Origin of the sequence: Streptomyces sp. NPDC003023 (assembly GCF_042888225.1) — a bacterium.
GTDB lineage: Bacteria > Actinomycetota > Actinomycetes > Streptomycetales > Streptomycetaceae > Streptomyces.
Map to the genome: position 1 here is coordinate 257,648 of NZ_JBIAPL010000004.1, position 25,502 is coordinate 283,149.

Annotated in this window: 20 protein-coding genes and 1 pseudogene; 12 read left to right on the top strand and 9 right to left on the bottom strand. The window is 70.5% G+C overall.

Annotated elements, in window-relative coordinates:
- Nucleotides 1–14: 14 nt before the first annotated feature.
- From ACFYV1_RS16310 to ACFYV1_RS16330, 5 genes are all read right to left on the bottom strand, one after another.
- Nucleotides 15–2,876: an FtsX-like permease family protein gene (locus tag ACFYV1_RS16310; RefSeq protein ID WP_389396123.1), complete on the bottom strand. Its 2,862-nt coding sequence runs from the start codon at nucleotides 2,874–2,876 to the stop codon at nucleotides 15–17.
- The gene (locus tag ACFYV1_RS16315) at nucleotides 2,873–3,634 is read right to left on the bottom strand and encodes an ABC transporter ATP-binding protein (protein WP_389396124.1); all 762 of its coding nucleotides are present in this window, start codon (nucleotides 3,632–3,634) and stop codon (nucleotides 2,873–2,875) included. The genes ACFYV1_RS16310 and ACFYV1_RS16315 overlap by 4 nt, the downstream gene beginning before the upstream one ends.
- Nucleotides 3,635–4,000: 366 nt before the next feature.
- Complete coding sequence (locus ACFYV1_RS16320; RefSeq protein ID WP_389396125.1) at nucleotides 4,001–4,684, bottom strand: PadR family transcriptional regulator; 684 nt, start codon at nucleotides 4,682–4,684, stop codon at nucleotides 4,001–4,003.
- A gap of 85 nt (nucleotides 4,685–4,769) precedes the next feature.
- Nucleotides 4,770–5,312, bottom strand: a complete 543-nt coding sequence (locus ACFYV1_RS16325) for a hypothetical protein (RefSeq protein WP_389396126.1) — start codon at nucleotides 5,310–5,312, stop codon at nucleotides 4,770–4,772.
- Between the two features lie 210 nt (nucleotides 5,313–5,522).
- A complete protein-coding gene (locus ACFYV1_RS16330; protein ID WP_389396127.1) occupies nucleotides 5,523–7,151 on the bottom strand; it encodes a protein kinase in 1,629 nt (542 codons plus the stop codon).
- Between the two features lie 368 nt (nucleotides 7,152–7,519).
- Here ACFYV1_RS16330 and ACFYV1_RS16335 point away from each other — a divergent pair, with 368 nt between their 5' ends.
- Nucleotides 7,520–9,070, top strand: coding sequence for a protein kinase (locus ACFYV1_RS16335; protein ID WP_389396128.1), 1,551 nt, complete (start codon nucleotides 7,520–7,522; stop codon nucleotides 9,068–9,070).
- A gap of 107 nt (nucleotides 9,071–9,177) precedes the next feature.
- Here the strand turns inward: ACFYV1_RS16335 and ACFYV1_RS16340 are convergent, their stop codons facing one another.
- Together ACFYV1_RS16340 and ACFYV1_RS16345 are read right to left on the bottom strand one after the other, a co-directional pair.
- Nucleotides 9,178–9,594 carry a pyridoxamine 5'-phosphate oxidase family protein gene (locus ACFYV1_RS16340; RefSeq protein ID WP_389396129.1) on the bottom strand — a complete coding sequence of 139 codons (417 nt, stop codon included), beginning with the start codon at nucleotides 9,592–9,594 and terminating at the stop codon, nucleotides 9,178–9,180.
- Between the two features lie 124 nt (nucleotides 9,595–9,718).
- Nucleotides 9,719–10,384, bottom strand: coding sequence for a response regulator (locus ACFYV1_RS16345; protein WP_389396130.1), 666 nt, complete (start codon nucleotides 10,382–10,384; stop codon nucleotides 9,719–9,721).
- A gap of 327 nt (nucleotides 10,385–10,711) precedes the next feature.
- Here ACFYV1_RS16345 and pdhA point away from each other — a divergent pair, with 327 nt between their 5' ends.
- The 5 genes from pdhA (at nucleotide 10,712) to ACFYV1_RS16370 (ending at nucleotide 16,459) form a co-directional block, all read left to right on the top strand.
- A complete protein-coding gene (pdhA, locus tag ACFYV1_RS16350; RefSeq protein WP_389396131.1) occupies nucleotides 10,712–11,863 on the top strand; it encodes a pyruvate dehydrogenase (acetyl-transferring) E1 component subunit alpha in 1,152 nt (383 codons plus the stop codon).
- A 2-nt stretch (nucleotides 11,864–11,865) separates the two neighbouring features.
- On the top strand, nucleotides 11,866–12,846 hold the full coding sequence (locus ACFYV1_RS16355; RefSeq protein ID WP_389396132.1) for an alpha-ketoacid dehydrogenase subunit beta: 981 nt from the start codon (nucleotides 11,866–11,868) through the stop codon (nucleotides 12,844–12,846).
- Between the two features lie 14 nt (nucleotides 12,847–12,860).
- Entirely contained in the window at nucleotides 12,861–14,294 is a 1,434-nt protein-coding gene (locus tag ACFYV1_RS16360; protein WP_389396133.1) for a dihydrolipoamide acetyltransferase family protein, read from the top strand.
- Nucleotides 14,295–14,483: 189 nt separating this feature from the next.
- Nucleotides 14,484–15,155: a GntR family transcriptional regulator gene (locus tag ACFYV1_RS16365; protein ID WP_389396134.1), complete on the top strand. Its 672-nt coding sequence runs from the start codon at nucleotides 14,484–14,486 to the stop codon at nucleotides 15,153–15,155.
- Nucleotides 15,152–16,459 carry a nitrate/nitrite transporter gene (locus ACFYV1_RS16370; RefSeq protein ID WP_389396135.1) on the top strand — a complete coding sequence of 436 codons (1,308 nt, stop codon included), beginning with the start codon at nucleotides 15,152–15,154 and terminating at the stop codon, nucleotides 16,457–16,459. Before ACFYV1_RS16365 ends, ACFYV1_RS16370 begins: the two co-directional genes overlap by 4 nt.
- 409 nt (nucleotides 16,460–16,868) lie before the next feature.
- Here ACFYV1_RS16370 and ACFYV1_RS16375 read toward each other — a convergent pair whose 3' ends face one another.
- Nucleotides 16,869–17,693 carry a maleylpyruvate isomerase family mycothiol-dependent enzyme gene (locus ACFYV1_RS16375; protein ID WP_389396136.1) on the bottom strand — a complete coding sequence of 275 codons (825 nt, stop codon included), beginning with the start codon at nucleotides 17,691–17,693 and terminating at the stop codon, nucleotides 16,869–16,871.
- A gap of 167 nt (nucleotides 17,694–17,860) precedes the next feature.
- Here ACFYV1_RS16375 and ACFYV1_RS16380 point away from each other — a divergent pair, with 167 nt between their 5' ends.
- Complete coding sequence (locus tag ACFYV1_RS16380) at nucleotides 17,861–18,667, top strand: carbon-nitrogen family hydrolase (RefSeq protein WP_389396137.1); 807 nt, start codon at nucleotides 17,861–17,863, stop codon at nucleotides 18,665–18,667.
- An 18-nt stretch (nucleotides 18,668–18,685) separates the two neighbouring features.
- On the opposite strand, the gene ACFYV1_RS16385 is transcribed toward ACFYV1_RS16380, so the two are convergent.
- Nucleotides 18,686–19,180, bottom strand: coding sequence for an LURP-one-related/scramblase family protein (locus ACFYV1_RS16385; protein ID WP_389396139.1), 495 nt, complete (start codon nucleotides 19,178–19,180; stop codon nucleotides 18,686–18,688).
- Nucleotides 19,181–19,474: 294 nt separating this feature from the next.
- Here ACFYV1_RS16385 and ACFYV1_RS16390 point away from each other — a divergent pair, with 294 nt between their 5' ends.
- From ACFYV1_RS16390 to ACFYV1_RS16410, 5 genes and pseudogenes are all read left to right on the top strand, one after another.
- Nucleotides 19,475–19,951: a hypothetical protein gene (locus ACFYV1_RS16390; RefSeq protein ID WP_389396141.1), complete on the top strand. Its 477-nt coding sequence runs from the start codon at nucleotides 19,475–19,477 to the stop codon at nucleotides 19,949–19,951.
- 68 nt (nucleotides 19,952–20,019) lie between these two features.
- A complete protein-coding gene (locus ACFYV1_RS16395) occupies nucleotides 20,020–21,684 on the top strand; it encodes a hypothetical protein (protein ID WP_389396142.1) in 1,665 nt (554 codons plus the stop codon).
- Between the two features lie 8 nt (nucleotides 21,685–21,692).
- Nucleotides 21,693–22,211: pseudogene (locus ACFYV1_RS16400) on the top strand (ABC transporter ATP-binding protein); the annotation flags it as partial.
- 182 nt (nucleotides 22,212–22,393) lie between these two features.
- The gene (locus ACFYV1_RS16405; protein ID WP_389396143.1) at nucleotides 22,394–23,614 is read left to right on the top strand and encodes an ABC transporter permease; all 1,221 of its coding nucleotides are present in this window, start codon (nucleotides 22,394–22,396) and stop codon (nucleotides 23,612–23,614) included.
- A gap of 26 nt (nucleotides 23,615–23,640) precedes the next feature.
- Entirely contained in the window at nucleotides 23,641–25,452 is a 1,812-nt protein-coding gene (locus ACFYV1_RS16410; protein ID WP_389396144.1) for an NHL domain-containing thioredoxin family protein, read from the top strand.
- Nucleotides 25,453–25,502 lie beyond the last annotated feature (50 nt).

A 25,502-nucleotide genomic window follows, 5' to 3' on the forward strand; every position in this document is an offset into this window, starting at 1 on the left:
CGCCGGATCTCGGGTCAGGTCGCCTCGCGCCTGGCCAGCGCCCCACGAGAGCGCGTGACCAGGGCCGCCAGCAGTGCGGCACCCACCGGTACGGCGACGAGCAGGGCCGCCAGCGTCGCCCAGGGCACGACGATCGGGACGTACACCGACTCCACTCCGCCCCAGCCCTCGTCGAGGGCCTTCTGGTACCAGGCCAACTGCTCACGCTTCTCGGTGAGCCGCAGCCCGACCGCCGGCAGCAACCCGGCGGCCGACCCGAGGACCACACCCATCGCGGCCACCACCCCGCACTGGAAGCCGCTGAGCGTCCGGCGGACCCTCGGCGGGGCGCCGACCGCGGCGAGCGTCTTCAGGTCTGCCTCCGCGTCCGCCTGGGCGAGTCCGGTGGCGATGCCCGCCGCGCCGATGGTGATCAGGCCGGCGAACACGGTGAGTGACAGCAGGATGATGCTGTTCTCGCTGGTGTAGCCCTCCTCGATGTGCAGCTCGACCGCGGCACCCGTTTTGTCCAGCTCGCCGTCGAGCCGCTGCCGCTGCTCGCTGCTGGGCATCTTGTCGGTCGAGTAGTACGCACCGAGCGGCACCGTGGCGAGACCTGCCGCCTTCGCCGCGGACGGCGAGAGCAGGGCGGGCATGCCGTACGACTTCACGGTGTCGGGCATTTGGTGGGCGGCGAAGCTCTTGACCGCGCCGGGGATCTTCTCCCCCTTCTCGGCAGCGCGGTCGGCGGCGTCCGGGTCGGTAACCAGACGGATGTCGATCTTGCCCTCGGCGTTGATGTTGCGCTTGTCGAAGGAGACGATCTGACCCGCGGTCAGTGCCTTCGCCGCGGCGGGGTCGTCGATTCCGAGGACCTTCAGAAGCTTCGCGTCACCGATCACCAGGCCGCCGTCGCCATAGACGGCACCGCCGTCGTTGTGCCGGCACCGCCAGTCGTCGGCGAGTTTGCGCCGCTCCGCCTTGGAGAACTTCTGTGCGGGGTCCTGATCCGGGTGCGCCGGGTCCCACGCCCACAGAGGACATTCGTTCGCCTTGGGCACGATGAAGTCATAGCGGCCGCAGCCGGCCCCGCTCTCATAGCGCGTGCAACTCGCCTTGCCGACGACCACCCGAGACACGTCCGCCCGTACGTCCACGGGCAGCAGCTTCTGCACGGTGTCGCGCACGGCCGGCACATCCCGGCCGCCGCCCTCGTGGATCGTCATCGCGACGGCGCCGTGGGGCAGTTGCGCCTCGTATCCGGCCTCGCTCTGGGCGTCGCTGCTCGCGGCGTAGGTGGCGACGGCCACAGTGCCCGCCACGGCGGCCAGCACCGCGGCCACCGCGGGCGCCGTGCGCCCCCGGTTGCGTACGGCGTCGCGCAGCGCGAGGCGGGGGGAGAGGGGCAGGATCCCCCCGATGCGGCCGAAGAGGCCCACAAGGGCGGGAGTCAGCGCGACCACGCCCAGCTCGGCCAGGGCGCTGCCGCCCGCGACGACCACGAACTGCTCCGTCATCGTCGAGCCGTACAGTGCGATCGCGGCACCGAGGATCACCGCGATCAGGCCGATGACCGGCAGGACCCGGCTGCTGCGGCGAACACCGCGACGGCCGGTGAGCGACGCCAGGACCGTCTGCCGTGACGAGGTGATGGCGGGCACGATCGCGGCCAGCAGGCCGGTGAGAACCGCGAGCATCGCGATGCCGAACAGCTCCAGCGGCCGTACGTCGAAGTGGCCGAAGCGCTTGCCCATGGCCTCCTCGAGCACCGGCTGGAGCACAAAGGTGAGGGCCAGGCCGAGGACCGTGCCCACGACCGCTGCGGCGACACCGATCACCAGACCGCCGCCGAGGACGATGGCCCGGATGTGCCGCCGGTCGCCGCCGTTGGCGCCCACCAGGCCGAGTTGACGTCGCGAGCGACGGGCGCCGACCGCGAAGGCGGGTCCGGCGAGCAGGCAGATCTCCAGCATCGCGAGGCCGACGACGGTGCCGACCGCGGCGAGCGCGGCGGCCTTGGCGGCAGTGCTCTCCTCGTAGTTGCCCCACCCCTCCTGCTGGAAGAGCGGCACCTCCGAGTCGGCCGGCGGGTCAAGGGCCACGGCTCGCGAAGTGACCTTCACACCTTTGGTGTTGATGTCCTTCACGATGTTCCACGTGAAACCACCGGGAACGGTGGCCAGGATGGTCCCCGACGCCGAGGTGCCGGAGAAGCCTGCCGTCTGCAGCGCCTTGTCGAGCGGCGCGAGCATCGCGCCCGGCAGGGCGTTGATCTGGTCGGTGTCCAGCGAGCCCGGGAGTTCGTAGGAACCGACGATGCGGTACTCACGGTCGAAGCCGCGAGCGGTGAGCTCGGAGCCCACCTTCAGGCCGCTGCTCTCGAGGAAGTGCGTGGTCGCGGCCACCTCCTCCGCCTTCTGCGGCAGCCGGCCGTCGACGATGTCGAAGAGACCCGCTGCCATCGGGTCGGAGGCCTTGAGCTCACGGATCTCCGTGTGCAGCAGACCGTGTGTGGTGCGGAGTTTGGCGGACCCGGTGGTGTCGGTCAGGGTCTTGGCGCCCGCGGGAAGGGCCTTTCGGAGATCCGCTTTCCCTTCCGGCAGCGGCCCGTCCTCGAGCTCGTCGACCGGGTTGTAGTTGTAGCCGTCCGGCGACTGCAGGATCGGCACACCGCCCATGCCGGGGTCGGAGAGTCTGCCGTCGGCGGCGCCGAGGGAACGCGCGAGACTCTGCTCGGTGGAGAGCTCGGCGCTGCGCAGGGTGAGGTCCGCCGCGCTCACGCCCAGGATGGGCAGGGCGATCATGGCCAGGACGAGGAAGCTGCGTCCCTTGGAGCGCCAGGCGTCACGGCGCGCGATCCGAATCGCGGCACGCCAGGAGTGGTACCAGGTCATCACAGTTCGGCCGCCTGGCCGGAGAGCAGCGAGTCCGCCTGGCTGCGTACGGTCTGGTCGACGACCGCGCCGTCCCGCAGGAAGACCACGCGGTCGGCCCAGGCGGCGAAGCGCGGCTCGTGGGTGACGAGAATGCCGGCTGCCCCGGCGTCGCATCGCGAACGCAGCAGGGCGAGAACGGACTCCCCGGTCTCGGAGTCCAGGGCGCCGGTCGGCTCGTCGGCGAGGACGAGGCGGCGGTCGCCCACGAGGGCCCGTGCGATGGCGACACGCTGCTGCTGGCCACCGGACATCTCGTCCGGGAACCGGTCGGCGAGGTGGCCGAGTTCCATCTCCTCGAGAGCGGCGACCGCTTCGACACGTGCCTTGCGGGCGGAGATGCCGTCGAGCTCGCGGGGCAGGGAGACGTTCTCGGCAGCGGTGAGTGCCGGGATGAGGTTGTAGTCCTGGAAGACGTAGCCGATGCTGCGCCGGCGCAGCGCGGCGAGTGTCTTGCGGTCGGCGGTCGTGATGTCGGTGTTCTCGACGATCACCTGCCCGGAGGTCGGGGCGTCGAGGCCGCCGGCGATGGTGAGCAGCGTGGACTTGCCGGAGCCGGACGGGCCCATGACGGCGACGAGTTCGCCGGGGAAGACATCGAGGTTGATGCCGCGCAGGGCGTGCACCTCGGTGGCGCCGCTGCCGTGCACGCGGGTCAGTTGCTGGAGTTGCAGAACAGGGTGCTGTGACGACTGGGACTGGTGAGGCAACTGTTCGGACATGGGTGGGGTCCCCCCTTGGACGGACGCGCACACACGAGCGGTGTACGGAGAGGTGAGCGGTCGGCCGGATGACCGAATCGGGTCGGTCGCCCTGCGGCCTGGCGGCCGTTACCGGTGGCCGGTGCCGGTGGGTGGCTCCTGCGCGGCCTGGTGGCCGGTTCGGGTGAAGCGGTTCCTGCGCGGCCTGGTGGCCGGTTCGGGTGAAGCGTTCGTGCCCGGCCTGACGGCCGGGTCGGGCGAAGCGGTTCTGTGCGGCCTCGCGGCCGGATCCGGTGGTCCTGTACGGCACCGACAGCCGCTACGGGGGCCGGGTGTTCGCCCCTGCCCCGGTCGGATGCAGCGGCGTCGGGCGTCGGTGCCCGGGACTCAGGTCATGGCGGGCCCGGGGCCGCCGCCCCGGTCGGGTCGCGAGAGACGCCTGCCGGCCACGGAGGCGTCGGCCCGCGGCGCCCCCGACTGCTCCGGAGGCGGCGCCGGTGGTGTCGCCCCGGTCTCCCGTCCCGCGGCCGCGGCGAGCCTGATGAGCCGGACCTCGCAGTGATCGAGCCAGCGCGCCTCTGCCTCGGTCTGGAAGATCAGCTGCTCCAGTACGAGCAGCCAGGCCACGTCGTCCCGCTCCCGCGCCCCTCCGTTCTCCACCGCGGCGAGCGCCTGGGCCTTGAGGCGGGTGTAGTCCTGCATGGCGTTCACCGTGTGGTGGCGCTGGGACTGGATGACGGCGCGGATGTCCACGCCGGGCGCGCCGACCGCCATCGCCAGCTTGATGGCCAGCTCGTCACGGGGCGGACTGCTGCGGTCCACCGGAGTGGTGAACCAGCTCCGCAGTTCGGAGCGGCCTGCGTCCGTGATGACGTAGAGCGCGTGCCCGGCCTCGTCCTCGCCGTGCTGCGCGACCATGCCGTCGCGTTCCAGACGGTTGAGGGTCGTGTAGACCTGGCCCACGTTCAGCGGCCAGGTGGCGCCGGTGCGCGACTCGAACTCCGATCGGAGCTGGGAGCCGTACCGGGGGCCGTGCTCGAGCAGGGCGAGGAGCCCGTGACGGATGGACATACTCAGTATGTATACCGAGTATGTCGGCGCGTGCCAACCGTCGCTGGACGGAGCCTCGGCATCCGTCCTGAGACGGACACGCGGCTCAGCGGCGGCGCAGCCGGACGCCGAGGAAGCCGATTCCGAGGCCCATCAGGGCCATGCCGACCCCCAGCGACAGCGGCGAGATCTGCCTGGCGACAGGGCTGGGCGCGGCCTGAGGTGCCTGGTGGCGGGCGGCGGCGGGCTCGGTCCGGCGGGGTGAGGGGGACGGTGCGTCCCATGCCTCGACGGGTGAATCCGTCTCGGGTACCTCGTCATTCTCCGGAGGGGCGTCCTCGGGAGGCTCGCCGGTTCGCGGGGGCTCGTCCCGGACGGGCCGGCGCGGTGACGCGGGTGCAGAGGGCTTCGAAGGGGTGGTCGTCGCCGCCGGGGACGTGGCCGCCACCGGTGTGCGCGAGGGGGTCGCCGACACGCTCGCGCTCGGCGAGGGCGTCACCTGGCGGCCCGGCCGCTGGCGTCCCTCGCCGGCCTGCCGCCCCGCGAGCGAGGCCGAGGCCGACGGCTTCGAAGACGCCTCCCGGGCCCCGGGTTCCTCCGCGTGGGCGACGGGCGCGGCCAGCGCGAGAAGGGAGGCGACGGTGATCACGCATCGAGTGTGCAGCCCTGGAGTCACCGGATGACCCCTCCCGTGCCGAGTCGTCGTCACCGACATGTCGGACTCAGAGTCACATGCCGGGATATCCCCGGCATCTCGGGCGCGCGGTCGCCTTCCGGGTGGCAGCAGGACGGCCCGGTGCGCAGCGCGCGGACCGGGCCGTCTGTGCGGAGGAGCGCCCTGTACGGCGCTCAGCCGCGGCTACTCCGGATAGCCGGTGGACACCTCGAGCGTGAAGCTCGCGCTGTCCGGGGAGACCTCCGAGTCGGCCAGCGGGAACTGCGAGATCACTACGCCCTCGCCCCACTGGGCGTTGGGCTTCTCCTTCACGTCGACCTTCCAGCCCGCGGCCTGCACGCACTCCTTGACGGAGAGGATGTCCTTGAAGACGAAGTCGGGAGCGTCGACCTTCGACGGGTCGTCGTAGCTCTCCCTCGCGTCGGAGCACTCGGTGGTCTTGATGGTCCGGTTGCGCTCCGGCCCCTTGTAGCCCGCCTTCTGCGACTCGCCCGTCGTCGGGTCGCCGCCGGCCTCCTTGCCGGGGTCGTCGCCGCCGTTCATCGCGATCGCCGTGACCAGACCGCCGATGGCCAGCACCGCCACCGCGATCGCCCCCACGATCACCGGCATGTTCCGCCTGCCGCCAGAGCCGCCCGGTGACTGCTGCGGCGAGACCGTGTACGCGGGAGCCGGGGTCGGAGCCGGTGCCTGCTGGTACGTCGGAGCCGGTGTCGGGTAGCCGTAGTGCGGCGTGGGGGCAGGCGTCGGGGCAGGGGTGGGCGGGCCGTAGGGGCCGGGCTGATAGGGCGTCTGGACGCCGCTCTGCGGGGCCGGGGTGGACTGGCCCAGCGGCGGGAAGACGGCCGAGCCGACTCCGGCGCCACTGGTCGCCGGCGCGCCGCCGATGATCACCGGAGCGCCCGTCTGCCCGGTGCCGGCGACCCGCGCGCACTCGTCACGCATGGTCGCCGCGCTCGGGAAACGCTCGTTCGGGTTCTTCTTGAGGGCCCGCGCCACCAGCGCGTCCATCGCAGGAGTGACGGAGCGGTTGATGGTGGACGGCGCGACCGGCTCCTCCTGCACATGCGCGTACGCGATGGCCAGCGGCGAGTCGGCGTCGAACGGGAGCCGCCCGGTGAGCAGCTGGAAGAGCATGATGCCGACCGAGTAGAGGTCGGAGCGGGCGTCCACGCCGCGCCCCAGCGCCTGCTCGGGCGACAGGTACTGCGGGGTTCCGACGACCATGCCCGTCTGCGTCATCGACGTGACGCCCGACTGCATCGCACGGGCGATACCGAAGTCCATCACCTTGACGACGCCGCGCTTGGTCATCATCACGTTGCCGGGCTTGATGTCGCGGTGGACCAGGCCCATCTCGTGGCTGGTCTCCAGCGCCGCGAGCACATCGGCGGTGACCTTGAGCGCCTTGTCGGCGGGCATCGCGCCGTACTGCTGGATGTCGGCGGCCAGTACGGAGCCGAGCGGCTGGCCCTCCACGTACTCCATGACGATGTACGGCATCACGCCGCCGTCACCAGCGGCGGAGCCGCTGTACGTCACAGCGTCCTCGCCGGTGTCGAAGACCGACACGATGTTGGTGTGGGAGAGCTTGGCGACCGCCTGCGCCTCACGCCGGAAGCGTTCGCGGAAGGACGCCTCGCGCCCCAGCTCCGTGTGGAGCGTCTTGATGGCCACCTGGCGGTCGAGCGCCGAGTCGTAGGCCAGATAGACGGAGGCCATACCGCCTTCGCCGAGAAGATCGCGAAGCTGATACCGGCCGCCCGCCACGGAACCACCCGCATAGCGGCCCTGCGCGCCGTCCTGGCTCATGACTGTGCATCCCCCTCGGCGCGGTGGCCTCGACAGCCGGGCCCGCGTGTTTCACGTTGCTTGACGATCCGCTTCCCGGGAACCGAGAAACCTGGACCGTGATCCCGTATTACGGGGCAAGTCTGCCGCAGGGGTCCGACACGTCAAGCCAGGTGCCCGTTCCGTGACCGTACGCACAACAAGCGTCTCGGAAGCGTTACAGGAACAGCATCCAATTTGCGCGGCGCGGCGCCGGGCAGGTTTGATGGCCGGTCTCTCTCGAATCCGGCCTGCCGCGCCAAGGCTGTAGCGTGACGTGGCACAGCACCCTGAGAAATGGCACCCCGCACGCACCCTACGCAGGCGGACAGATACGACGGCGAGGACTGATGGCACCCGAACCCGGAGCAGACGGCAGCGGAGTGCCGGATCCTGCGGAAGCCTGGGGTGTCGGCGGGCTGGTCGGCGACGGCCGCTACCGCCTGACGCACCGTCTCGGCCGCGGTGGAATGGCGGAGGTGTTCGCTGCGGAGGACGTGCGGCTCGGCCGCACCGTCGCCGTCAAGCTGCTGCGGGCCGACCTCGCGGAGGACCCGGTCTCGAAGGCCCGTTTCACTCGCGAGGCCCAGTCGGTCGCGGGGCTCAACCACCACTCCGTGGTGGCGGTGTACGACTCCGGCGAGGACGTCGTCGGCAGCCAGACCGTCCCCTACATCGTGATGGAGCTCGTCGAGGGCCGCACCATCCGCGATCTGCTCGTCAACGCGGAGGCGCCGCCGCCGGAGCAGGCCCTGATCATCGTCTCGGGTGTCCTCGAAGCCCTCGCGTACTCGCACCAGCACGGCATCGTGCACCGCGACATCAAGCCCGCCAACGTCATCATCACCAACTCCGGTGCCGTCAAGGTGATGGACTTCGGCATCGCGCGCGCACTGCACGGCGCGCAGTCGACGATGACCCAGACCGGCATGGTCATGGGCACCCCCCAGTACCTCTCCCCGGAGCAGGCCCTGGGCAAGGCCGTCGACCACCGCTCCGACCTGTACGCGACGGGCTGCCTGCTCTACGAACTGCTGGCGCTGCGCCCGCCGTTCACCGGGGAGACCCCGCTCTCGGTCGTCTACCAGCACGTACAGGACATCCCGACGCCGCCGTCGGACGTCTCCGACGCCGTGCCGCCGGAGCTGGACGGGCTGGTGATGCGCTCGCTGGCGAAGGACCCGGACGACCGGTTCCAGAGCGCCGAGGAGATGCGCGGACTGGTCCAGTACGCCCTGCAGATGCTCCAGCAGCAGGGCAGCCACAACGGCGCCTGGAACACGGGCCCGGTCGGCCTGTACGACGGCGGCGCCGGCGCGACCGGCGGCATGATGGGCGCGACCGCCGTGCACCCTGTGCACGGCGAGACCTCGCAGGGCCCGATCCTTCCTCCGATGAACCCGAACGACGGTGCCTACGACGGCGGTTACGGAAACCACCCCGGTGGGGGCCGCCGGGGCGGCCGGGGCAAGGTGTGGCTGCTCGCCGCTCTCGCCGTGGTCGCGGTCGTCGCGGGCATCGCCTTCGCGCTCAACGCGGCGAACGACACCGGCAACAACACCGGTCCGGGGGACGGCAAGACCGTTTCCCAGTCGCCGAGCGCGACGCCGGAGGAGACCCCGACACCGACCGATGAGGAGACCGAGGGGTCACAGGACCCGGACACGTCGACCGGGGGCAACTCCTGGCCGAGTTACACCCCCTCCGACCGCCCGTCGTTCACGCCGAGCACGCCGCAGACGCCTTCCGAGAGCCCGACCGAGAGCGACCCGACGGGCGAGCCCAGCGACACGGCGAGCGAACCCGAGGAGACGCCGAGTGAACCGGCGGAGTCTCCCTCTGGGACCGGCGGGGCCACCGAGGGCGGGAACGGGAACCCCGGGGACCCCGAGGGAGAGTGACACAGGCGCGCCGCCCGCCGTCTGAGTACGGCACGCGGCGCGCACGCCGGCGTAACACGGCACGCGCGCACGCCGGAGTCACACGGCGCGCGGCGCGGACGCCGGAGTCACACCGCGCGCGGCGCGGACGGCTCGTCGAAGCGGTCCATGGTGTGCACGGTGGCGAACCGTGGCTCCAGGCGCAGATAGGCAGGCCGGAACTCCTCGCCGTCGATGCGGTGCGGCCGCGGCCCGAAGCGCTCCAGTTCCCCACCCGTCGGCCGGACGGCCTCCGCGGTGCCGGTGAACTGCACGGACCACAGGGCCGCCGAGCCCGAGTCGAGGTTGTCCGCGGCGTAGGCCACCACACTCCCGCAGCAGGCCCGTTCGTAGTCGAAGACCGCGTGCAGGCGCAGCAGCACCCCGCCGTCGGCGACGATGTGGCGGGCCGGGACCAGGAACGGCATGGCCCGGATGCTGGTGGCCAGGTGACCGTACGGGACACGGTCCAGCAGTTCGACGGCGCGGAGCTCCTCTGACGACATGGCGTCCACTCTCCGTGACCGCCGACTGCGCTGTGTAGAGTCACCGGCCCCGAAAGAGTGGGCCGAAGGTCCCGAAACCGTGAGTGGCCGCGATGGCCCGGACCGGTGACGACGCCGGGCCGGCTCAGCCGTGCCGGCGCTCCGCCTGCATCCTCGCCACGTAGGCCGCCGCCTGTGCACGGCGCTCCATCCCCAGCTTGGAGAGCAGGCTGGAGACATAGTTCTTGATCGTCTTCTCGGCGAGGTGGAGCCGCTCGCCGATGACGCGGTTGGTGAGCCCCTCCCCGATCAGGTCCAGGATCCGGCGCTCCTGCTCGGTGAGCCGGGCCAGCCGTTCGTCACCGGCGGGCCTGCTGCCCTCGCGCAGCCGCTCCAGGACCCGCGCCGTCGCCACGGGGTCGAGCAGCGACTTGCCCGCGGCGACGTCCCGCACCGCGGCGAGCAGCTCGTTGCCGCGGATCGCCTTCAGTACGTATCCGGAGGCCCCCGCCATGATCGCGTCGAAGAGTGCCTCGTCATCGGCGAAGGACGTCAGCATCAGGCACTTGATGTTCTCGTTGCGCGAACGGACCTCGCGGCAGACCTCGACGCCGCTTCCGTCCGGCAGCCGCACATCGAGCACGGCGACATCGGGATCGGTTGCAGGGATCCTGACCAGGGCGTCTTCCGCGGTGCCGGCCTCGCCGACCACCTCGATATCGGATTCGGCGGAGAGCAGTTCATGAACGCCACGCCGCACGACTTCGTGGTCGTCGAGCAGGAATACCGTGATTTTTCCCGTTTCGTGCACGGGGGCAGTCTCACATATTGAGTCTTCCCGTGTCGGGGGTGGCCGGGATAACGTGCCCGTGTTCCGGCGGCCTGCAAGGCTGTGACCAGTGGTTGTTCCCCTATTTCTCGATTTACTTGGAAATCCAAGCAAAATCGCAGGTCAAATGGGGTTTCGCAGTAATGCTGCCCACTGGGTAACGTGCTTGTGACAGGACGTTCGCCGGGGCACCTGTCACGCCCGACACCCGGCCCCGCCGCACACACCCCGTGCGCGGGCCGGGACGCGGGCGAGCCGCACTGGCTTTCCGGCGGACCCCGGGGGCCGGACCGACGGAGGAGCACGCACGTGACCGTGGAGAGCACTGCTGCCGCGCGCAAACCGCGACGCGCCAGTAAGCGCGCCAGCGCCGCCAAGAAGCCGCAGGCTTCCGAGCCCCAGCTCGTACAACTGCTGACGCCGGAGGGCGAGCGCGTACAGCATCCCGAGTACGACATCGACCTGAGCGCCGACGAGCTGCGCGGGCTGTACCGGGACATGGTTCTGACCCGCCGCTTCGACGCCGAGGCGACCGCCCTGCAGCGCCAGGGTGAGCTCGGCCTGTGGGCGTCGCTGCTCGGCCAGGAGGCCGCCCAGATCGGCTCGGGACGCGCCCTGCGCGACGACGACTACGTCTTCCCGACCTACCGTGAGCACGGCGTCGCCTGGTGCCGGGGAGTCGACCCGACGAACCTGCTGGGCATGTTCCGCGGTGTGAACCACGGTGGCTGGGACCCGACCACCAACAACTTCCACCTGTACACGATCGTCATCGGTTCGCAGACGCTGCACGCCACCGGCTACGCGATGGGCGTCGCCAAGGACGGTGCCGACTCGGCCGTGATCGCGTACTTCGGAGACGGCGCCTCGAGCCAGGGCGACGTCGCGGAGTCCTTCACCTTCTCCGCCGTCTACAACGCTCCGGTCGTCTTCTTCTGCCAGAACAACCAGTGGGCGATCTCGGAGCCGACCGAGAAGCAGACCCGCGTCCCGCTGTACCAGCGCGCGCAGGGCTTCGGCTTCCCCGGTGTCCGCGTCGACGGCAACGACGTCCTCGCCTGCCTGGCCGTGACCCGTTCCGCCTTGGAGCGGGCCCGCCGCGGCGAGGGCCCGACGCTCGTCGAGGCCTTCACGTACCGGATGGGTGCGCACACCACCTCCGACGACCCCACCAAGTACCGGCACGACGACGAGCGGGCGGCCTGGGAGGCCAAGGACCCGATTCTTCGGCTGCGTACGTACCTCGAGGCCGAGGGCCACGCCGACGAGGCGTTCTTCACCGCCCTCGACGAGGAGAGCGACGTGCTCGCCAAGCGCGTGCGCGAGGCCGTCCGTGCCATGCCCGACCCGGACGACATGGCGATGTTCGACCACACCTACGCCGACGGTCACTCCCTCGTCGACGAGGAGCGGGCCCAGTTCGCCGCCTACCAGGCGTCGTTCGCCGAGGAGGGCAACTAATCATGGCAGTGCAGAAGCTTCCTCTCGCGAAGGCGCTCAACGAGTCCCTGCGCAAGGCGCTCGAGACCGACCCCAAGGTCCTGATCATGGGTGAGGACGTCGGCAAGCTCGGCGGCGTCTTCCGCATCACCGACGGCCTGCAGAAGGACTTCGGCGAGGACCGTGTCATCGACACCCCGCTCGCCGAGTCGGGCATCGTCGGCACCGCGATCGGCCTGGCCCTGCGCGGCTACCGCCCCGTGGTGGAGATCCAGTTCGACGGCTTCGTCTTCCCCGCGTACGACCAGATCGTCACTCAGCTCGCGAAGATGCACGCCCGTGCGCTGGGCAAGATCAAGCTGCCGGTCGTCATCCGTATCCCCTACGGCGGCGGCATCGGCGCGGTCGAGCACCACTCCGAGTCCCCGGAGGCGCTCTTCGCGCACGTCGCCGGTCTCAAGGTGGTCTCCCCGTCGAACTCCTCCGACGCCTACTGGATGCTCCAGCAGGCGATCCAGAGCGACGACCCGGTGATCTTCTTCGAGCCGAAGCGCCGCTACTGGGACAAGGGCGAGCTGGACACCGAGGCCATCCCCGGCCCGCTGCACGCGGCCCGCGTCGCCCAGGCCGGTACCGACATCACCCTCGCCGCCTACGGCCCGATGGTGAAGGTCTGCCTCGAGGCGGCCGCCGCCGCTGCCGAGGAGGGCAAGTCGGTGGAGGTCCTCGACCTGCGCTCGATGTCCCCGATCGACTTCGACGCCATCCAGACGTCCGTGGAGAAGACCCGCAGGCTGGTCGTCGTCCACGAGGCCCCCGTCTTCTACGGCTCCGGCGCGGAGATCGCCGCTCGCATCACCGAGCGGTGCTTCTTCCACCTGGAGGCACCGGTGCTCAGGGTCGGCGGTTTCCACGCCCCGTACCCGCCGGCCCGGCTCGAGGAGGAGTACCTTCCGGGTCTGGACCGTGTACTGGACGCCGTCGACCGCTCGCTCGCGTACTGAGGAGTGCCGTGACCATGACGCAAGACACTTCGCTCCGTTTCCGCGAGTTCAAGATGCCCGACGTGGGCGAGGGACTCACCGAGGCCGAGATTCTCAAGTGGTACGTCCAGCCGGGCGACACCGTCACCGACGGCCAGGTCGTGTGCGAGGTGGAGACCGCCAAGGCGGCCGTCGAGCTCCCGATCCCGTACGACGGTGTGGTGCACGAGCTCCGCTTCGCGGAGGGCACCACCGTCGACGTCGGCACGTCGATCATCACGGTCGACGTCGCTCCGGGCAGCGGTGAGGCGGCTCCGGCAGAGGCGGCCGCCGTGCCGGTCGCGCAGACCGAGGCATCGCCGGTGGCGGAAGCCGCCGAGGTCGCGGAGGACGCCAAGCCGAAGGGCCGGCAGCCGGTTCTCGTCGGCTACGGCGTGGCCGAGTCGTCCACCAAGCGCCGGCCGCGCAAGCAGACCGGCGTTCCCGAGCAGGCCAAGGCGGCCGCCGCCATCCAGGCGGAGATGAACGGCCACGGCGCGCCGACGGCGCCGCGCCCGCTCGCCAAGCCGCCGGTGCGCAAGCTCGCCAAGGACCTGGGCATCGACCTGGCGACGGTCACACCGACCGGTCCCGACGGTGTCATCACCCGCGAGGACGTCCACGCGGCGGCCGCGCCGACGCAGGGCACGGCGGTGGCTCCTGTCGCGCCCGAGCCCGTCTCGGCACCGCAGGCTTCCGAGCCGACCGCCGCCCCGGTCGCGGCGGGCGCCCGGGAGACCCGTGTCCCGATCAAGGGCGTACGGAAGGCGACCGCGGCGGCGATGGTGGGCAGCGCGTTCACCGCGCCGCACGTCACGGAGTTCGTGACGCTCGACGTGACGCGAACGATGAAGCTCGTCGAGGAGCTCAAGTCCGACAAGGACATGGCCGGCCTGCGGGTCAACCCGCTGCTGCTGATCGCCAAGGCCCTGCTCGTCGCGATCAAGCGGAACCCCGGGATCAACGCGAGCTGGGACGAGGCCAACCAGGAGATCGTGCAGAAGCACTACGTCAACCTGGGTATCGCGGCGGCCACTCCGCGGGGTCTGATCGTTCCGAACATCAAGGACGCGCACGACAAGACCCTCCCGCAGCTGGCCGAGTCGCTCGGAGAGCTGGTGGCGACGGCCCGCGAGGGGAAGACCACCCCGGCGGCGATGCAGGGCGGCACGGTGACCATCACCAACGTCGGCGTCTTCGGCGTCGACACCGGCACGCCGATCCTGAATCCGGGCGAGTCGGCGATCCTCGCGGTGGGCGCGATCAAGCTCCAGCCGTGGGTGCACAAGGGCAAGGTGAAGCCGCGTCAGGTGACCACGCTGGCGCTCTCCTTCGATCACCGTCTGGTCGACGGCGAGCTCGGCTCCAAGGTCCTCGCGGATCTCGCGGCGATCCTCGAGAACCCCAAGCGGCTCATTACCTGGGCCTGACGGCCCTGGTCCCTGAAAGTCCTGTTTCACGTGAAACGCCCGGCCGGGTTCTGCCCGGCCGGGCGTTTTCATGTCTGCGCCGCCAGGTATTCACGGACTCCTGACGCGGTGCAGCCCTTCATCCGGGTGCGTGTTCCGCGATGCGGACACCGATGCCTGATGCACCTGTCTTGTATCTAAGCTGTGCGCATGCCCGCCGCCACCGCCACCTCCACCACTTCCCTGAAGCAGCCCCCTGCCGCAGAGCGCGTCTACACCCACATCAAGCAGGCCGTCCTCGACCGCCGCTACGAAGGCGGGACCCTCCTCACGGAAGGCGAACTCGCCGAGGCCGTGGGCGTGTCCCGGACACCGGTGCGGGAGGCGCTGCTCAAGCTCGAGGTGGAAGGGCTGATCAAGCTCTATCCGAAGAAGGGCGCGCTCGTCCTCGCAGTCTCCGCGCAGGAGATCCGGGACGTGGTCGAGACCCGGCTGCTGGTCGAGGAGTTCGCGGTGCGCAAGGCCGTGCCCGCGCCCGCCGCACTCGTCGCCCGCCTGGAGGAGCTCCTGGCGCAGCAGCAGCGGCACGCCGACGCCGGTGACCTCGCGGCTTTCGCCGTCAGCGACCGCTGCTTCCACGCCGAGATCGTCAAGCACGCCGGCAACGACATCCTCTCCAAGCTCTACGACCAGCTCCGTGACCGCCAGCTCCGGATGGGCGTCGCCATGATGCAGGCGCTCCCTGACCGCGTCTCACGCAACTACGAGGAGCACGCCGAGATCCTGGAGCGGATCAAGGCGGGCGACGCGGACGGCGCGGCGCGCTGTGTGCACCGGCATCTGGGCAGGGTCGAAGTGCTCGTACGGGGTGAGGACCGGTGAGCGGATCGTCCCCGGCCGGCCTCCTGCCCGGTGATCCACCCGGCGGCCGTCGCGCCGCCGCGGTGTGGGGCATCGGAGTCGCCGTCTACTTCGTCGCCGTCATCTTCCGCACCAGCCTGGGTGTCGCCGGACTCGACGCGGCCGACCGCTTCGGCGTCAACGCCTCCGCGCTGTCCACGTTCTCCATACTCCAGCTGCTGGTCTACGCGGGCATGCAGATACCGGTCGGCCTGATGGTCGACCGGCTGGGCACCAAGAAGGTCCTCACCATCGGCGTGGTGCTGTTCACCGTCGGCCAGTTGGGGTTCGCGCTCTCCCCGTCGTACGGAACGGCGCTCGCCTCCCGCGTACTCCTCGGCTGCGGCGACGCCATGACCTTCATCAGCGTGCTGCGGCTCGGCTCCCGCTGGTTCCCCGCACGGCGCGGACCGCTCATCGGGCAGGTCGCCGCGCTCTGCGGCATGGCCGGCAATCTCGTGTCGACCCTCGTCATCGCCCGCATGCTGCACGGTATGGGCTGGACAGCCACCTTCGCGGGCAGCGCCCTGGCCGGAGTGCTGGTGCTCGTGCTGCTCTCGCTCTTCCTCTCCGACCACCCCGAGGGCCACGCACCGCCACCGGCCCGGCACGCCGGGCCCGCCTTCGTACGGAAGCAGATCGCCGAGTCGTGGCGTGAGCCAGGCACCCGGCTCGGTATGTGGGTCCACTTCACCACCCAGTTCCCGGGCATGGTCTTCCTGCTTCTGTGGGGCATGCCGTTCCTGGTCGAGGCGCAGGGCCGGTCCAGGGAGACCGCCGGTGGTCTGCTGACGCTGGTGGTGCTCTCCAACATGATGGTGGGGCTGGTCTTCGGTCAGATCATCGCGCGCCACCATGCGGCGCGGGTGCCCCTGGCGCTGGGCACCGTGGGCGCCACCGCCGCCCTGTGGGCGGCCACCATCGCCTACCCGGGCGACCATGCCCCGACGTGGTTGCTGATCACACTGTGCGCCGTGCTCGGCGCGTGCGGGCCCGCGTCAATGATCGGGTTCGACTTCGCCAGGCCGGCCAACCCGCCGGAGCGGCAGGGGACGGCGTCCGGCATCGTCAACATGGGCGGGTTCGTCGCCTCGATGACAACGTTGCTGGCCGTGGGGGTCCTGCTGGACGCCACCGGTGACGACTACCGGATCGCCTTCTCGTCGGTCTTCGTCCTGGAAGCCCTCGGGGTCGCCCAGATCCTGCGGCTGCGCGGCCGAGCGGCCCGGCGCGAGCGGGAACGACTGGTGGCGAGCCGGGTGGAGGCGGTGCACGTCCCCGCGTGACAGCAGCCGTGGGGGCCTCTCAGGCCGCCCGCTGTCCGCCGCCCGTTGATTCAGGCCGCTGGACCACCGACGGACGGGCAGCGGCCCCGGGAAGGAGCTCCCGGGGCCGCCGAGGGCCCTGGTGCGCGGGCGCCGTGCCGCTCAGCGCCAGGGCGGCAGGCGGTGCGGCGGCTTTCACCGGCTGGGGCCTCTCGTTCGGATCTTGCCGGGCTCGCGTGCCCTGGCACCGCACCTCGCTGCGTTGCCGTCAGCCGCCGACTCCCCCGTAGCCCTCCTGGCACGGGAGGTGCCCCCTCCGCGTGGGCTCCTTCCTCCGCCTTGCGATGCACGGCACCAGACCCTCCCCCTGCGCCCTGCGGGCGTGGGGGGACCCCCACTCGCTGATCCGGCCTGATCCAAACGAAAGACCCTAGGGGGTGACCGCGAACGAGCGCAGGATGGCCTCCGCCAGTTCCGCGTCCCCGTCCACCTTGATCCGGTCCGGCAGCGCGGTGGCCCGGACACGGCCGCAGGCCAGCCGGTAGTAGGTCTCCCAGTCCATGCCGATGGTCACGAGGGGGCCGAGCGAGGGGGAGCCGTCGATCGAACCGCGGCCGTCGGAGTCCACCCGCACGGTCCGCAGGAACTCGACCGGGCCGTGGATGTCGAAGACCACGGCCGAATTGGCGGGCGCGCCCGCCTCCTTGGCCACGACCTTGGGCAGCCCGTGCAGCAGGATGTCCCGAGTGACGTATGCGCCGGGGGAGTCCAGGTTGCCCGGCTTGTTCAGCGCCCACCGCAGGTCCTGCTCGTGCACCCAGGTGTCGAACGCGCGCATCCGGTAGGCCAGTTCCAGCGTCTGTTCCTTGCCGAGCGGCGCACGGACCAGGGTGTCGGGGCTGCGGTTCTCGTTGCGCAGCTGACGAGCCCGGCGAATCATCGTGTACTCGAGCTCGGAGGTCATCTCGGGAGCCGTGTGGTGCCGACGCACATCGACCTGCATCTCCATGTAGCGCGCGAACTCGTGCTGCACATGGTAGAGATCTCGCGGCAGGGAGTGGATGGGCCGGGGGTCGCCGAGCATCTCGCACTCCAGGCCGATGACGTGCGAGACGATGTCCCGCACCGACCAGGCCGGGCACGGCGTGGCGCGGTTCCACTCTCCCTCGACGAGTGGTTGCACCAGCTCGGCTATCGCTTCGACGGAGTGGGTCCAGGCATCTGCGTAGTTCTGGAGGCTGGGATGGACGGTCACGGGACCCCTCGGCGGTCGTACGCGGACAAATTGGACTGGTAGCGCTGCGGGGGTCCGGGGGTGGCCCCCGGGTGAGCACAGTACGCTGCCCGAAGGCACCCGGGCAGTGCTTTCGTGTGACGATCGTAGGCCCGCGTTGACGGCTCGAATGCCAGGACGGTGGTACTGTGCGCGCCTCCCTCATCCAGATCGCAGTAGACCCGGATGAATCGGTTGATTCCCGCAGGCGGCGTGCGGCCGCGCTCGTGCGGGAACAGGCAGCCGCCGAACTGGTGGTCCTGCCCGAGCTGTGGCCCGTCGGAGCCTTCGCCTACCAGCAGTTCGAGCAGGAGGCCGAGTCGCCCACCGGACCCACCTTCGACATCATGGCCGGGGCCGCGAGCGACGCGGGCGTCTGGCTGCACGCCGGCTCCGTCGTGGAGAAGGCCGCCGACGGCACCCTCTACAACACCGCCCTCGTCATCTCCCCCGCCGGTGAACTCGTCGCGGCCTACCGCAAGATCCACCGCTTCGGCTTCGACAAGGGTGAGGCCGTGATGATGGGCGCGGGCGAGGACCTTGTGACGGTGCCCGTCCCCGGCGCGCTCACCCTCGGTCTCGCCACCTGCTACGACCTCCGCTTCCCCGAGCTGTTCCGCGGCCTGGTGGACGACGGCGCCCAGGCGCTCGTGGTCCCCGCGGGCTGGCCGGCCCGCCGCCGCGAGCACTGGACCCTGCTGGCCCGCGCACGCGCGGTCGAGAACCAGGCGTACGTCCTGGCCTGCGGGACGGCGGGTACCCACGCCGGCGTCGAGCAGGCCGGGCACAGCATCGTCGTCGACCCCTGGGGCGAGGTGCTCGCGGAGGCGGGACCCGGTGAGGAGGTCCTCACCGTGGACCTCGACCCGGCGAAGGTCGCGACCACCCGCGAGGTCTTCCCCGCGCTCAAGGACCGCCGCCTGGGCCTGGCGGCCCCGACCGTACCGGCTGGCTGAGCCGGAAGGGGCACCGGTTCAGTCCTCCTCGCGTTCCTTCTCCGCCAGCCGGATCACGCACACCGCCACCGCGATCAGCAGCGCCGAGTCCGCGTCCTCACGTACGACGTCCACGCCGTACGTGTCCCGCAGGGTCAGCCACCGCCGTGAGATGTGCGCCAGCAGTTCGCCGTCGTACTCGACGGCGAACTCCCGGTCCAGGATCCGCCCGCTGACGTCCAGCACGGTGCCCTCGGCGAGCGTGACCCGGTAGTGGTTGCGCAGCAGCGACAGCCGCTTCCTGCGGATCGTCGCGAGCGCCTCGCCGTCCCGCTCGATCGTCATCGCGTCCCGCAGGCTGAGCAGCTTCTGGCGCAGGGTGACCAGTACGCGTCCGTCCCGGTCCTCGAGCTCCAGCGTGTCGCGCAGCCGCAGCGCCTTTCCGTCCACGAGGAAGGCGTGGCGGCCGTGCTCGTCGTCGATCCAGTAGTCGTCACCGATCGCGAAAATCTTGTCCCGCACCAGGTATTTCATGATGGACCCGTACCCCCGTGGGCCTTTGACGCACGCGTCGGCCGGGCAACAGGACGCGTACGGCTACCCGAAATGGTGAAGATCGCGTCCCTTGGTCCATCGAAAGACCGGAGAAGTATTCCTGTCCCCACAACTGATTTCCCGCCAAGGCATGTTCGAAGGAACGTTGCGCTCGGTCCGTGGGCGTTTTGGCGGGCGGTGATCCCTGCTCCCGACCTCCGCTAGCGTCATGCGCCGAACCGCCGGGCAGACGAAAGGCCCGGCCCAAGCGGACTGTTTCTACGGGGGATACGAATGAAGAAGTCGTCTCTTGTCGTCGGCGTTGCGGCCATGGTGGCGATGTCGACGGGAGCCGGGTCGGCGGCTGCCGTCAGCGACACGTCGAAGCGTGGGATCGGTGGTGGCGTGAGCATCCAGGCGAATGCCTGGGAATGCAACCTGTGGGCCAAAGCCTGTGATTGGAAGACCTCCGCCAAGGCATACAGGGGGTCGCGAACGCAGTCGATGACCTGGATCAAGAACCAGGCGCAGATCACCGGAAAGGGCGGGTCCATCTCGATCGGCGCCGGCGGCACGGGAGTCTCCGCCAGCGGTAGTGCCTCGTCTCACTCTTTCGAGTGGACCAACTTCGACGCGTGGACCTCCGACCTTGCCGGCCAGGCGCGATCCGGCTACCTGTCTCTGGTCTGGGGCATCGAAACCTGTTCCCACGCTTCGGCCTACCACGACGGGCTCGGCGTCAAGGGAACGACATCTGCCTGTGCGGGCTGACGACAAGGCGGGTGGAGTTCAAGATGACCGGAAGCAGGCCGCCGAGGTCCCGGCGAACGGTCGCGGCGATGGCGGCAGGCAGTCTGCTGCTCGTCCTGGCAGGGTGGCAAACCCTTGGCAATCTGATCGACTTCCCCGTTGAGGACGACGAGGGGGTGTCGCTCTCTGCTGAACAGCGCCATCTCGCTTCCGACATCGAGCGTCTGAGGGCGGACGACGGCCTCTTCATGGCATCCGAAGGGTCAGCCGCCCGGCCTGGTCTCTACGAGTCCGCTCATGGGTTGACCGTTCTGCGTTCAGCCACAGGTCGGAGTGTGAACATCGATGTCGGGGCGGCTGAATTGCGTCGGCAGTTCTCCGATGAACTACAGGCGGATCCCTTCACATCCAGGATCCTGTTGTCGCAGATCGAGCAGGCGAGCGGAAAGTTGTTCCACACCTCGACCGATGTGACGACGCTGGTCAAATACCTGAACCCGGAAGGCTACTTCCAGGACCCCGTGTTCAAGGCCGCTGACGTGTCCTCATTGCTGACCGACACCTCCAGCGCTCTTGCTGCTCTCGACCAGTTCGGCACGGAACTGTCCGGCCGGGACCGGGCCAGAGTGCGGTCATGGTTGGCCACGGCCGCTGCCGATGCGCCAGGACGACCCGTGCAGCTCTACCACCTTGCACACATCGCGGACGCGGTGGATGCGCCGCTGCCCGACGGACTGGCCCACCGGGCCGAGACCTGGTGGCGGGAGAAGGCAACCTCCACCCCGAGAGGGGAGGAGTCCGTCATCGAGGCGGCGTACTACGTCCTTCTGGCCGAGCGACTGGGCACCGATTTGACTGCCGACGGTCAGCGCCTTCGGAACCTCCTCTCACCCGGGCAGCCGGTCTCCACCGACCCCCAGGTCGGTTCGCTGACCGTCCGAGCGTGGACCGTCATCGACGGCCCTCGGAAGGGACTCGACGCCATCACCGAAAGATTGCGCTCCAGACAACTGGCCAGCGGTCTCTTCTCCTCGGTGCAAAGGCGACAGGGAACACTGACCTCTACCTTCGAGGTCAGCAGGCTGCGTATGGCAGCAGGGCTGCCAGGGTCGGATCCGCCGCTGCGTGAAGCGCTCGACGCCATGCGCACCACCGTCCTCGCGAAGTACGACCCACTACTTCGTGGTGCCTGGCTCGTGCTCATGGATGCGGCCGGTGGCGAGGTCGCGGACCGGGACCGCCAGACCGTGGTCTCAGCGCTGGAGGCGTCCGCTCCGCGGGACATCGATGTGCGCAACGTGGCCCTCTGGAACCGCTACACCGAGGTTCTGACACTTCTTGACGCGGAGGTACCGGAAGTCTCGGTCGCCCCCTGGAAACCGGACACTCCGGAGCACCGTTATGCGAGATCCCTGCTGATCAACGGCCTCAACCGGGCAGACCGCCTGGAGACACTCTCCGGCCGGCCCCGCCCCCAGGAACTCGCCGCAGAGGCGGAGGAACGGCTGAAGACCGGGACAGTCCGGGAAAGCGCGGAGGCAATCGAGGCCGCGGCATCTCTCGGCTGGGCGCCGGAGCCGGAAGCGGTCGCCCGTCTCACCGCGCTCCTTGAGGAACGTCGCACCTGCCCCGGTGCCCCCACCTTCTACCGCGACAGTGCCAAGGACTCCGAGTGCGGCGTCCCCGGTACCCGAGCCGGATACCGCATCAGCGCGCTCCTGGAAGGCGCCCCGACCGCCGGTCGCACCCCCTGAGGACCCCCATGACACCAGTCCTGCAAGCTCAACGCCTCAGCCTCTCCCATCGCGGCCCCCACGGCGTCGTCACCGCCGTGCGGGACGTCACGCTCGAGGTCGGGCGGGGAGAGACCGTCGCCCTCGTCGGGCGGTCCGGCAGCGGAAAGACCAGTCTGCTCATGGCGCTCGGACTGCTGGCCACCCCGGACGAGGGCGTTGTTCTCGTCGACGGGCACGACACCTCGGGCATGACCGATCCCGTCCTGTCCGCCCTGCGCCGGGACCGCGTCGGGTTCGTGTTCCAGGCGTTCAACCTGCTGCCCCAGTTCACCGCGGAGGAGAACGTCGCCATGGCCCATCGGGACGGTCTGCGCGGCGGCGCGGCGACCGCACAGAGCCTGCTCGGTGACGTCGGGCTCGGCCACCGGCTCCGTCACCGGCCGAACGAGCTGTCGGCAGGGGAGCAGCAGCGGGTGGCCATCGCCCGCGCGCTCGTCAACTCGCCGGCCCTTCTGCTCGCCGACGAGCCCACCGGCAACCTCGACGCCCGGACCGAGACCGAGGTCCTCGACATCCTCACCGGGCGGGCGGCTGCGAACGGCACCGCCGTCCTTCTTGTGACGCACAGCAGGGACGTGGCGGCACGCGCGGACAGGGTGCTGCACCTGGCCGACGGTGTGCTCGGCCAGGGCGACGTGCTTCCCGCCGACAGCGGGAGGGCCTCCGCGTGAACCACCTCCGTCACGGCCTTCTGAACGCCCGCCGCCTCGCGCGCCGTTCGCTCGCCGCAGCGCTCACGCTCGTGGTCTGCGGGACGATCGCGCTGACGGCGGCCACCGTCGTCCACGGCGCGGACCGGGCTGCCGAGGCCACCCTCGCTTCCGGATCGAGCCTTCAGCAGATCGACATCGAGGCCCGCGGGGACGACTCGGCGACCAAGAGGCTCACTCCGGGCAATCTGACGGCCGTGTCGGAGCTCGAGGGCGTGCGCGCGGTCGAACCCGTACTCCAGGCGTCCTTCGACAGCGGCCCGGACGGCAGCCTGCCGCCGTTCCTGCTCCACGCCACCTCTGTACGCGCCTCGCTGCTCCCGCCTCTCGTGGACGGGGCCCGGACGCAGGTGTTCCCTCTCCGGGGCGACGAGGTCGTCCTGCCGGCCGTCGGTGACGGTCAGGACCTCACCGGCCTGCTCGGCCGGACCGTGTCCGTCGGCTACACGCAGCGCACCGGCGAGAACCGCGGCACCGGCGTCGAGGACCGCGTCACCGTCGTCGGGATCTACGACCCCTCCTGGCAGATCGACGGGCCCAACGCCGCCTACGCGGCCACCCCGCTCGTGACGAAGTGGGCCGCGGCCAGGGAAGGCGTGACCCCCCGGCGTTTTCTCGACACCCGCGGCTTCTCGAAGGCGACCGTGGTCACGTCGGACCCCGCGACGGTCCAGCCCGTTCTCGAACAGCTGCAGCGGCAGCGCTACTTCGCCTACGCGGTGGCCGACCGGGTCCGTGAGCTGCCGGCCCTGCTGGAGCTCTTCCGGTGGGGGGCGGTGCTCATGCTCCTGATGCTGGTCGTCACGGCCGCCGTCACCGGCGTCGGGATGGGCAGCGGTCTGCTGCGCGAACGTGTCCATGAGATCGGCCTGCTCAGAGCCGTGGGCCGCAGCCGACGCGAGGTCTTCACGACGTTCGCCGCCGAGATCGGTACGACAGGCCTCGCCGCCGGAGTCGCCGGGGCGTTGCTCGGCGCCGGGACGGGAGCCGTGACCGTGTGGGCCCTGGGACGTCTCGAGATCTTCGCCGACCGGCTGCCCGCAGGGCTCGTCCTGCCCGGTCCCTGGCTCTTCCTGACCACGCTCCTGCTGCCGGTCGCCGCCGTCCTGCTCGGCGCCCTCCGCCCGCTGCGCAGGGCCACCCGCGTCGACCCGACCCACGCCCTTCGCGACTGGTGATCCCGTGGGGATGGCACTCTTGAAACATGAACGATGCAGCCTCGGCGCCCACCCCCGCGCCCCAGCCACGCCGTGCCCGTGTCCGTGCCCCCGAGCTGATCGGCAAAGGCGGCTGGCTGAACACCGGTGACAGGCAGTACACCCTCGCCGACCTGCGAGGACGCATCGTCATTCTGGATTTCTGGACCTTCTGCTGCATCAACTGCCTGCACGTCCTCGACGAGCTGCGCGAGCTAGAGGAGAAGCACCGCGACACCGTCGTGATCATCGGGGTCCACTCGCCGAAGTTCGTGCACGAGGCCGAGCACCAGGCCGTCGTCGATGCCGTCGAGCGCTACCAGGTGCACCACCCCGTTCTCGACGACCCCGATCTCGCGACCTGGAAGCAGTACGCCGTGCGGGCGTGGCCGACGCTGGTCGTGATCGATCCCGAGGGGTACGTCGTCGCCCAGCACGCGGGCGAGGGCCACGCGCACGCCATCGAGAAGCTGGTGGAGGAGCTCGAGGTGGAGCACGCCGCCAAGGGGACCCTGCGCCGCGGTGACGGGCCGTACGTCGCGCCGGAGCCGGTCGCCACGGATCTGCGCTTCCCCGGCAAGGCGCTCAGGCTGCCCTCCGGGAACTTCCTCGTCTCCGACTCCACCAGGCATCAGCTGGTCGAGCTGGAGGCGGACGGCGAGAGCGTCGTGCGCCGGATCGGCGACGGCCAGTTCAACGAGCCGCAGGGCCTCGCCCTGCTGCCCGACGGGCGCGTGGCCGTCGCCGACACCGTCAACCACGCCATCCGCGCCTACGACCCGAGGAGCGGCACGATCGAGCTGCTCGCCGGCACGGGCAAGCAGTGGTGGCAGGGCTCGCCCACGGCCGGCCCGGCGCTCGAGGTGGCGCTGTCGTCGCCGTGGGACGTGGCCTGGTGGGGCGGGAAGCTGTGGATCGCCATGGCCGGTGTGCACCAGCTGTGGACGTACGACCCCGAGGAGGGCACGGTCCAGGTCGCGGCGGGCACCACCAACGAGGGGCTCGTCGACGGTCCGGCCGCCGAGGCGTGGTTCGCGCAGCCCTCCGGGCTCGCGGCGACAGAGGACCGGCTCTGGATCGCCGACTCCGAGACGTCGTCACTGCGCTGGATCGACCGCGATCTCGTGGTCCGCACCGCCGTCGGTACCGGACTCTTCGACTTCGGGCACCGCGACGGCGAGGCGGGGCAGGCGCTGTTCCAGCACCCGTTGGGTGTCACGGCGCTCCCGGACGGTTCGGTGGCCGTGAGCGACACGTACAACCACGCCCTGCGTCGCTTCGACCCGGAGAGCGGTGAGGTGACCACGCTGGCCACGGACCTTCGAGAGCCGAGCGGTGCGGTGCTCGACGGCGAGGAGATCGTCGTGGTCGAGTCCGCCGGGCACCGGCTGACCCGGCTGCGGCTGCCGGAGGAGGCGGTGCGTGTGGAGTCCGTCGCCCACCGCACCCGGCGTGCCGCCACCGACGTCGCGCCGGGAACGCTCCGGCTGGACGTCGTGTTCGAGGCGCCGACGGGGCAGAAGCTCGACACCCGCTACGGCCCGTCGACACGGCTTCTGGTGTCGTCGACGCCGCCGGAGCTGCTGCGCTCCGGCGACGGCGCCGGTACGGATCTGAGCCGTGACCTGGAGATCGACGCGACGGTCGGGGAGGGCGTGCTGCACGTCTCCGCGATGGCGGCGTCCTGCGACGACGACCCGGACAACGAATATCCGGCCTGCCATGTGCACCAGCAGGACTGGGGAGTGCCGGTGCGGGTCACCGGGGAGGGCGTGTCCAGGCTGCCGCTGGTGCTGGCGGGTATGGACCGGGAGCAGTAGACCCGGCCGCCCCCGGACCCGGCCGCCCCCAAGGCTCGGTCGTCCGGCCA

Coding starts and splice junctions, on each gene's coding strand:
- ACFYV1_RS16360 (WP_389396133.1), top strand. CDS start 12,861: ATGACGCAAGACACTTCGCTCCGTTTCCGCGAGTTCAAGATGCCCGAC.
- ACFYV1_RS16395 (WP_389396142.1), top strand. CDS start 20,020: ATGGCGGCAGGCAGTCTGCTGCTCGTCCTGGCAGGGTGGCAAACCCTT.
- ACFYV1_RS16340 (WP_389396129.1), bottom strand. CDS start 9,594: ATGTCGTCAGAGGAGCTCCGCGCCGTCGAACTGCTGGACCGTGTCCCG.
- ACFYV1_RS16390 (WP_389396141.1), top strand. CDS start 19,475: ATGAAGAAGTCGTCTCTTGTCGTCGGCGTTGCGGCCATGGTGGCGATG.
- ACFYV1_RS16320 (WP_389396125.1), bottom strand. CDS start 4,684: ATGTCCATCCGTCACGGGCTCCTCGCCCTGCTCGAGCACGGCCCCCGG.
- ACFYV1_RS16385 (WP_389396139.1), bottom strand. CDS start 19,180: ATGAAATACCTGGTGCGGGACAAGATTTTCGCGATCGGTGACGACTAC.
- ACFYV1_RS16315 (WP_389396124.1), bottom strand. CDS start 3,634: ATGTCCGAACAGTTGCCTCACCAGTCCCAGTCGTCACAGCACCCTGTT.
- ACFYV1_RS16355 (WP_389396132.1), top strand. CDS start 11,866: ATGGCAGTGCAGAAGCTTCCTCTCGCGAAGGCGCTCAACGAGTCCCTG.
- ACFYV1_RS16365 (WP_389396134.1), top strand. CDS start 14,484: ATGCCCGCCGCCACCGCCACCTCCACCACTTCCCTGAAGCAGCCCCCT.
- ACFYV1_RS16410 (WP_389396144.1), top strand. CDS start 23,641: ATGAACGATGCAGCCTCGGCGCCCACCCCCGCGCCCCAGCCACGCCGT.
- ACFYV1_RS16335 (WP_389396128.1), top strand. CDS start 7,520: ATGGCACCCGAACCCGGAGCAGACGGCAGCGGAGTGCCGGATCCTGCG.
- ACFYV1_RS16330 (WP_389396127.1), bottom strand. CDS start 7,151: ATGAGCCAGGACGGCGCGCAGGGCCGCTATGCGGGTGGTTCCGTGGCG.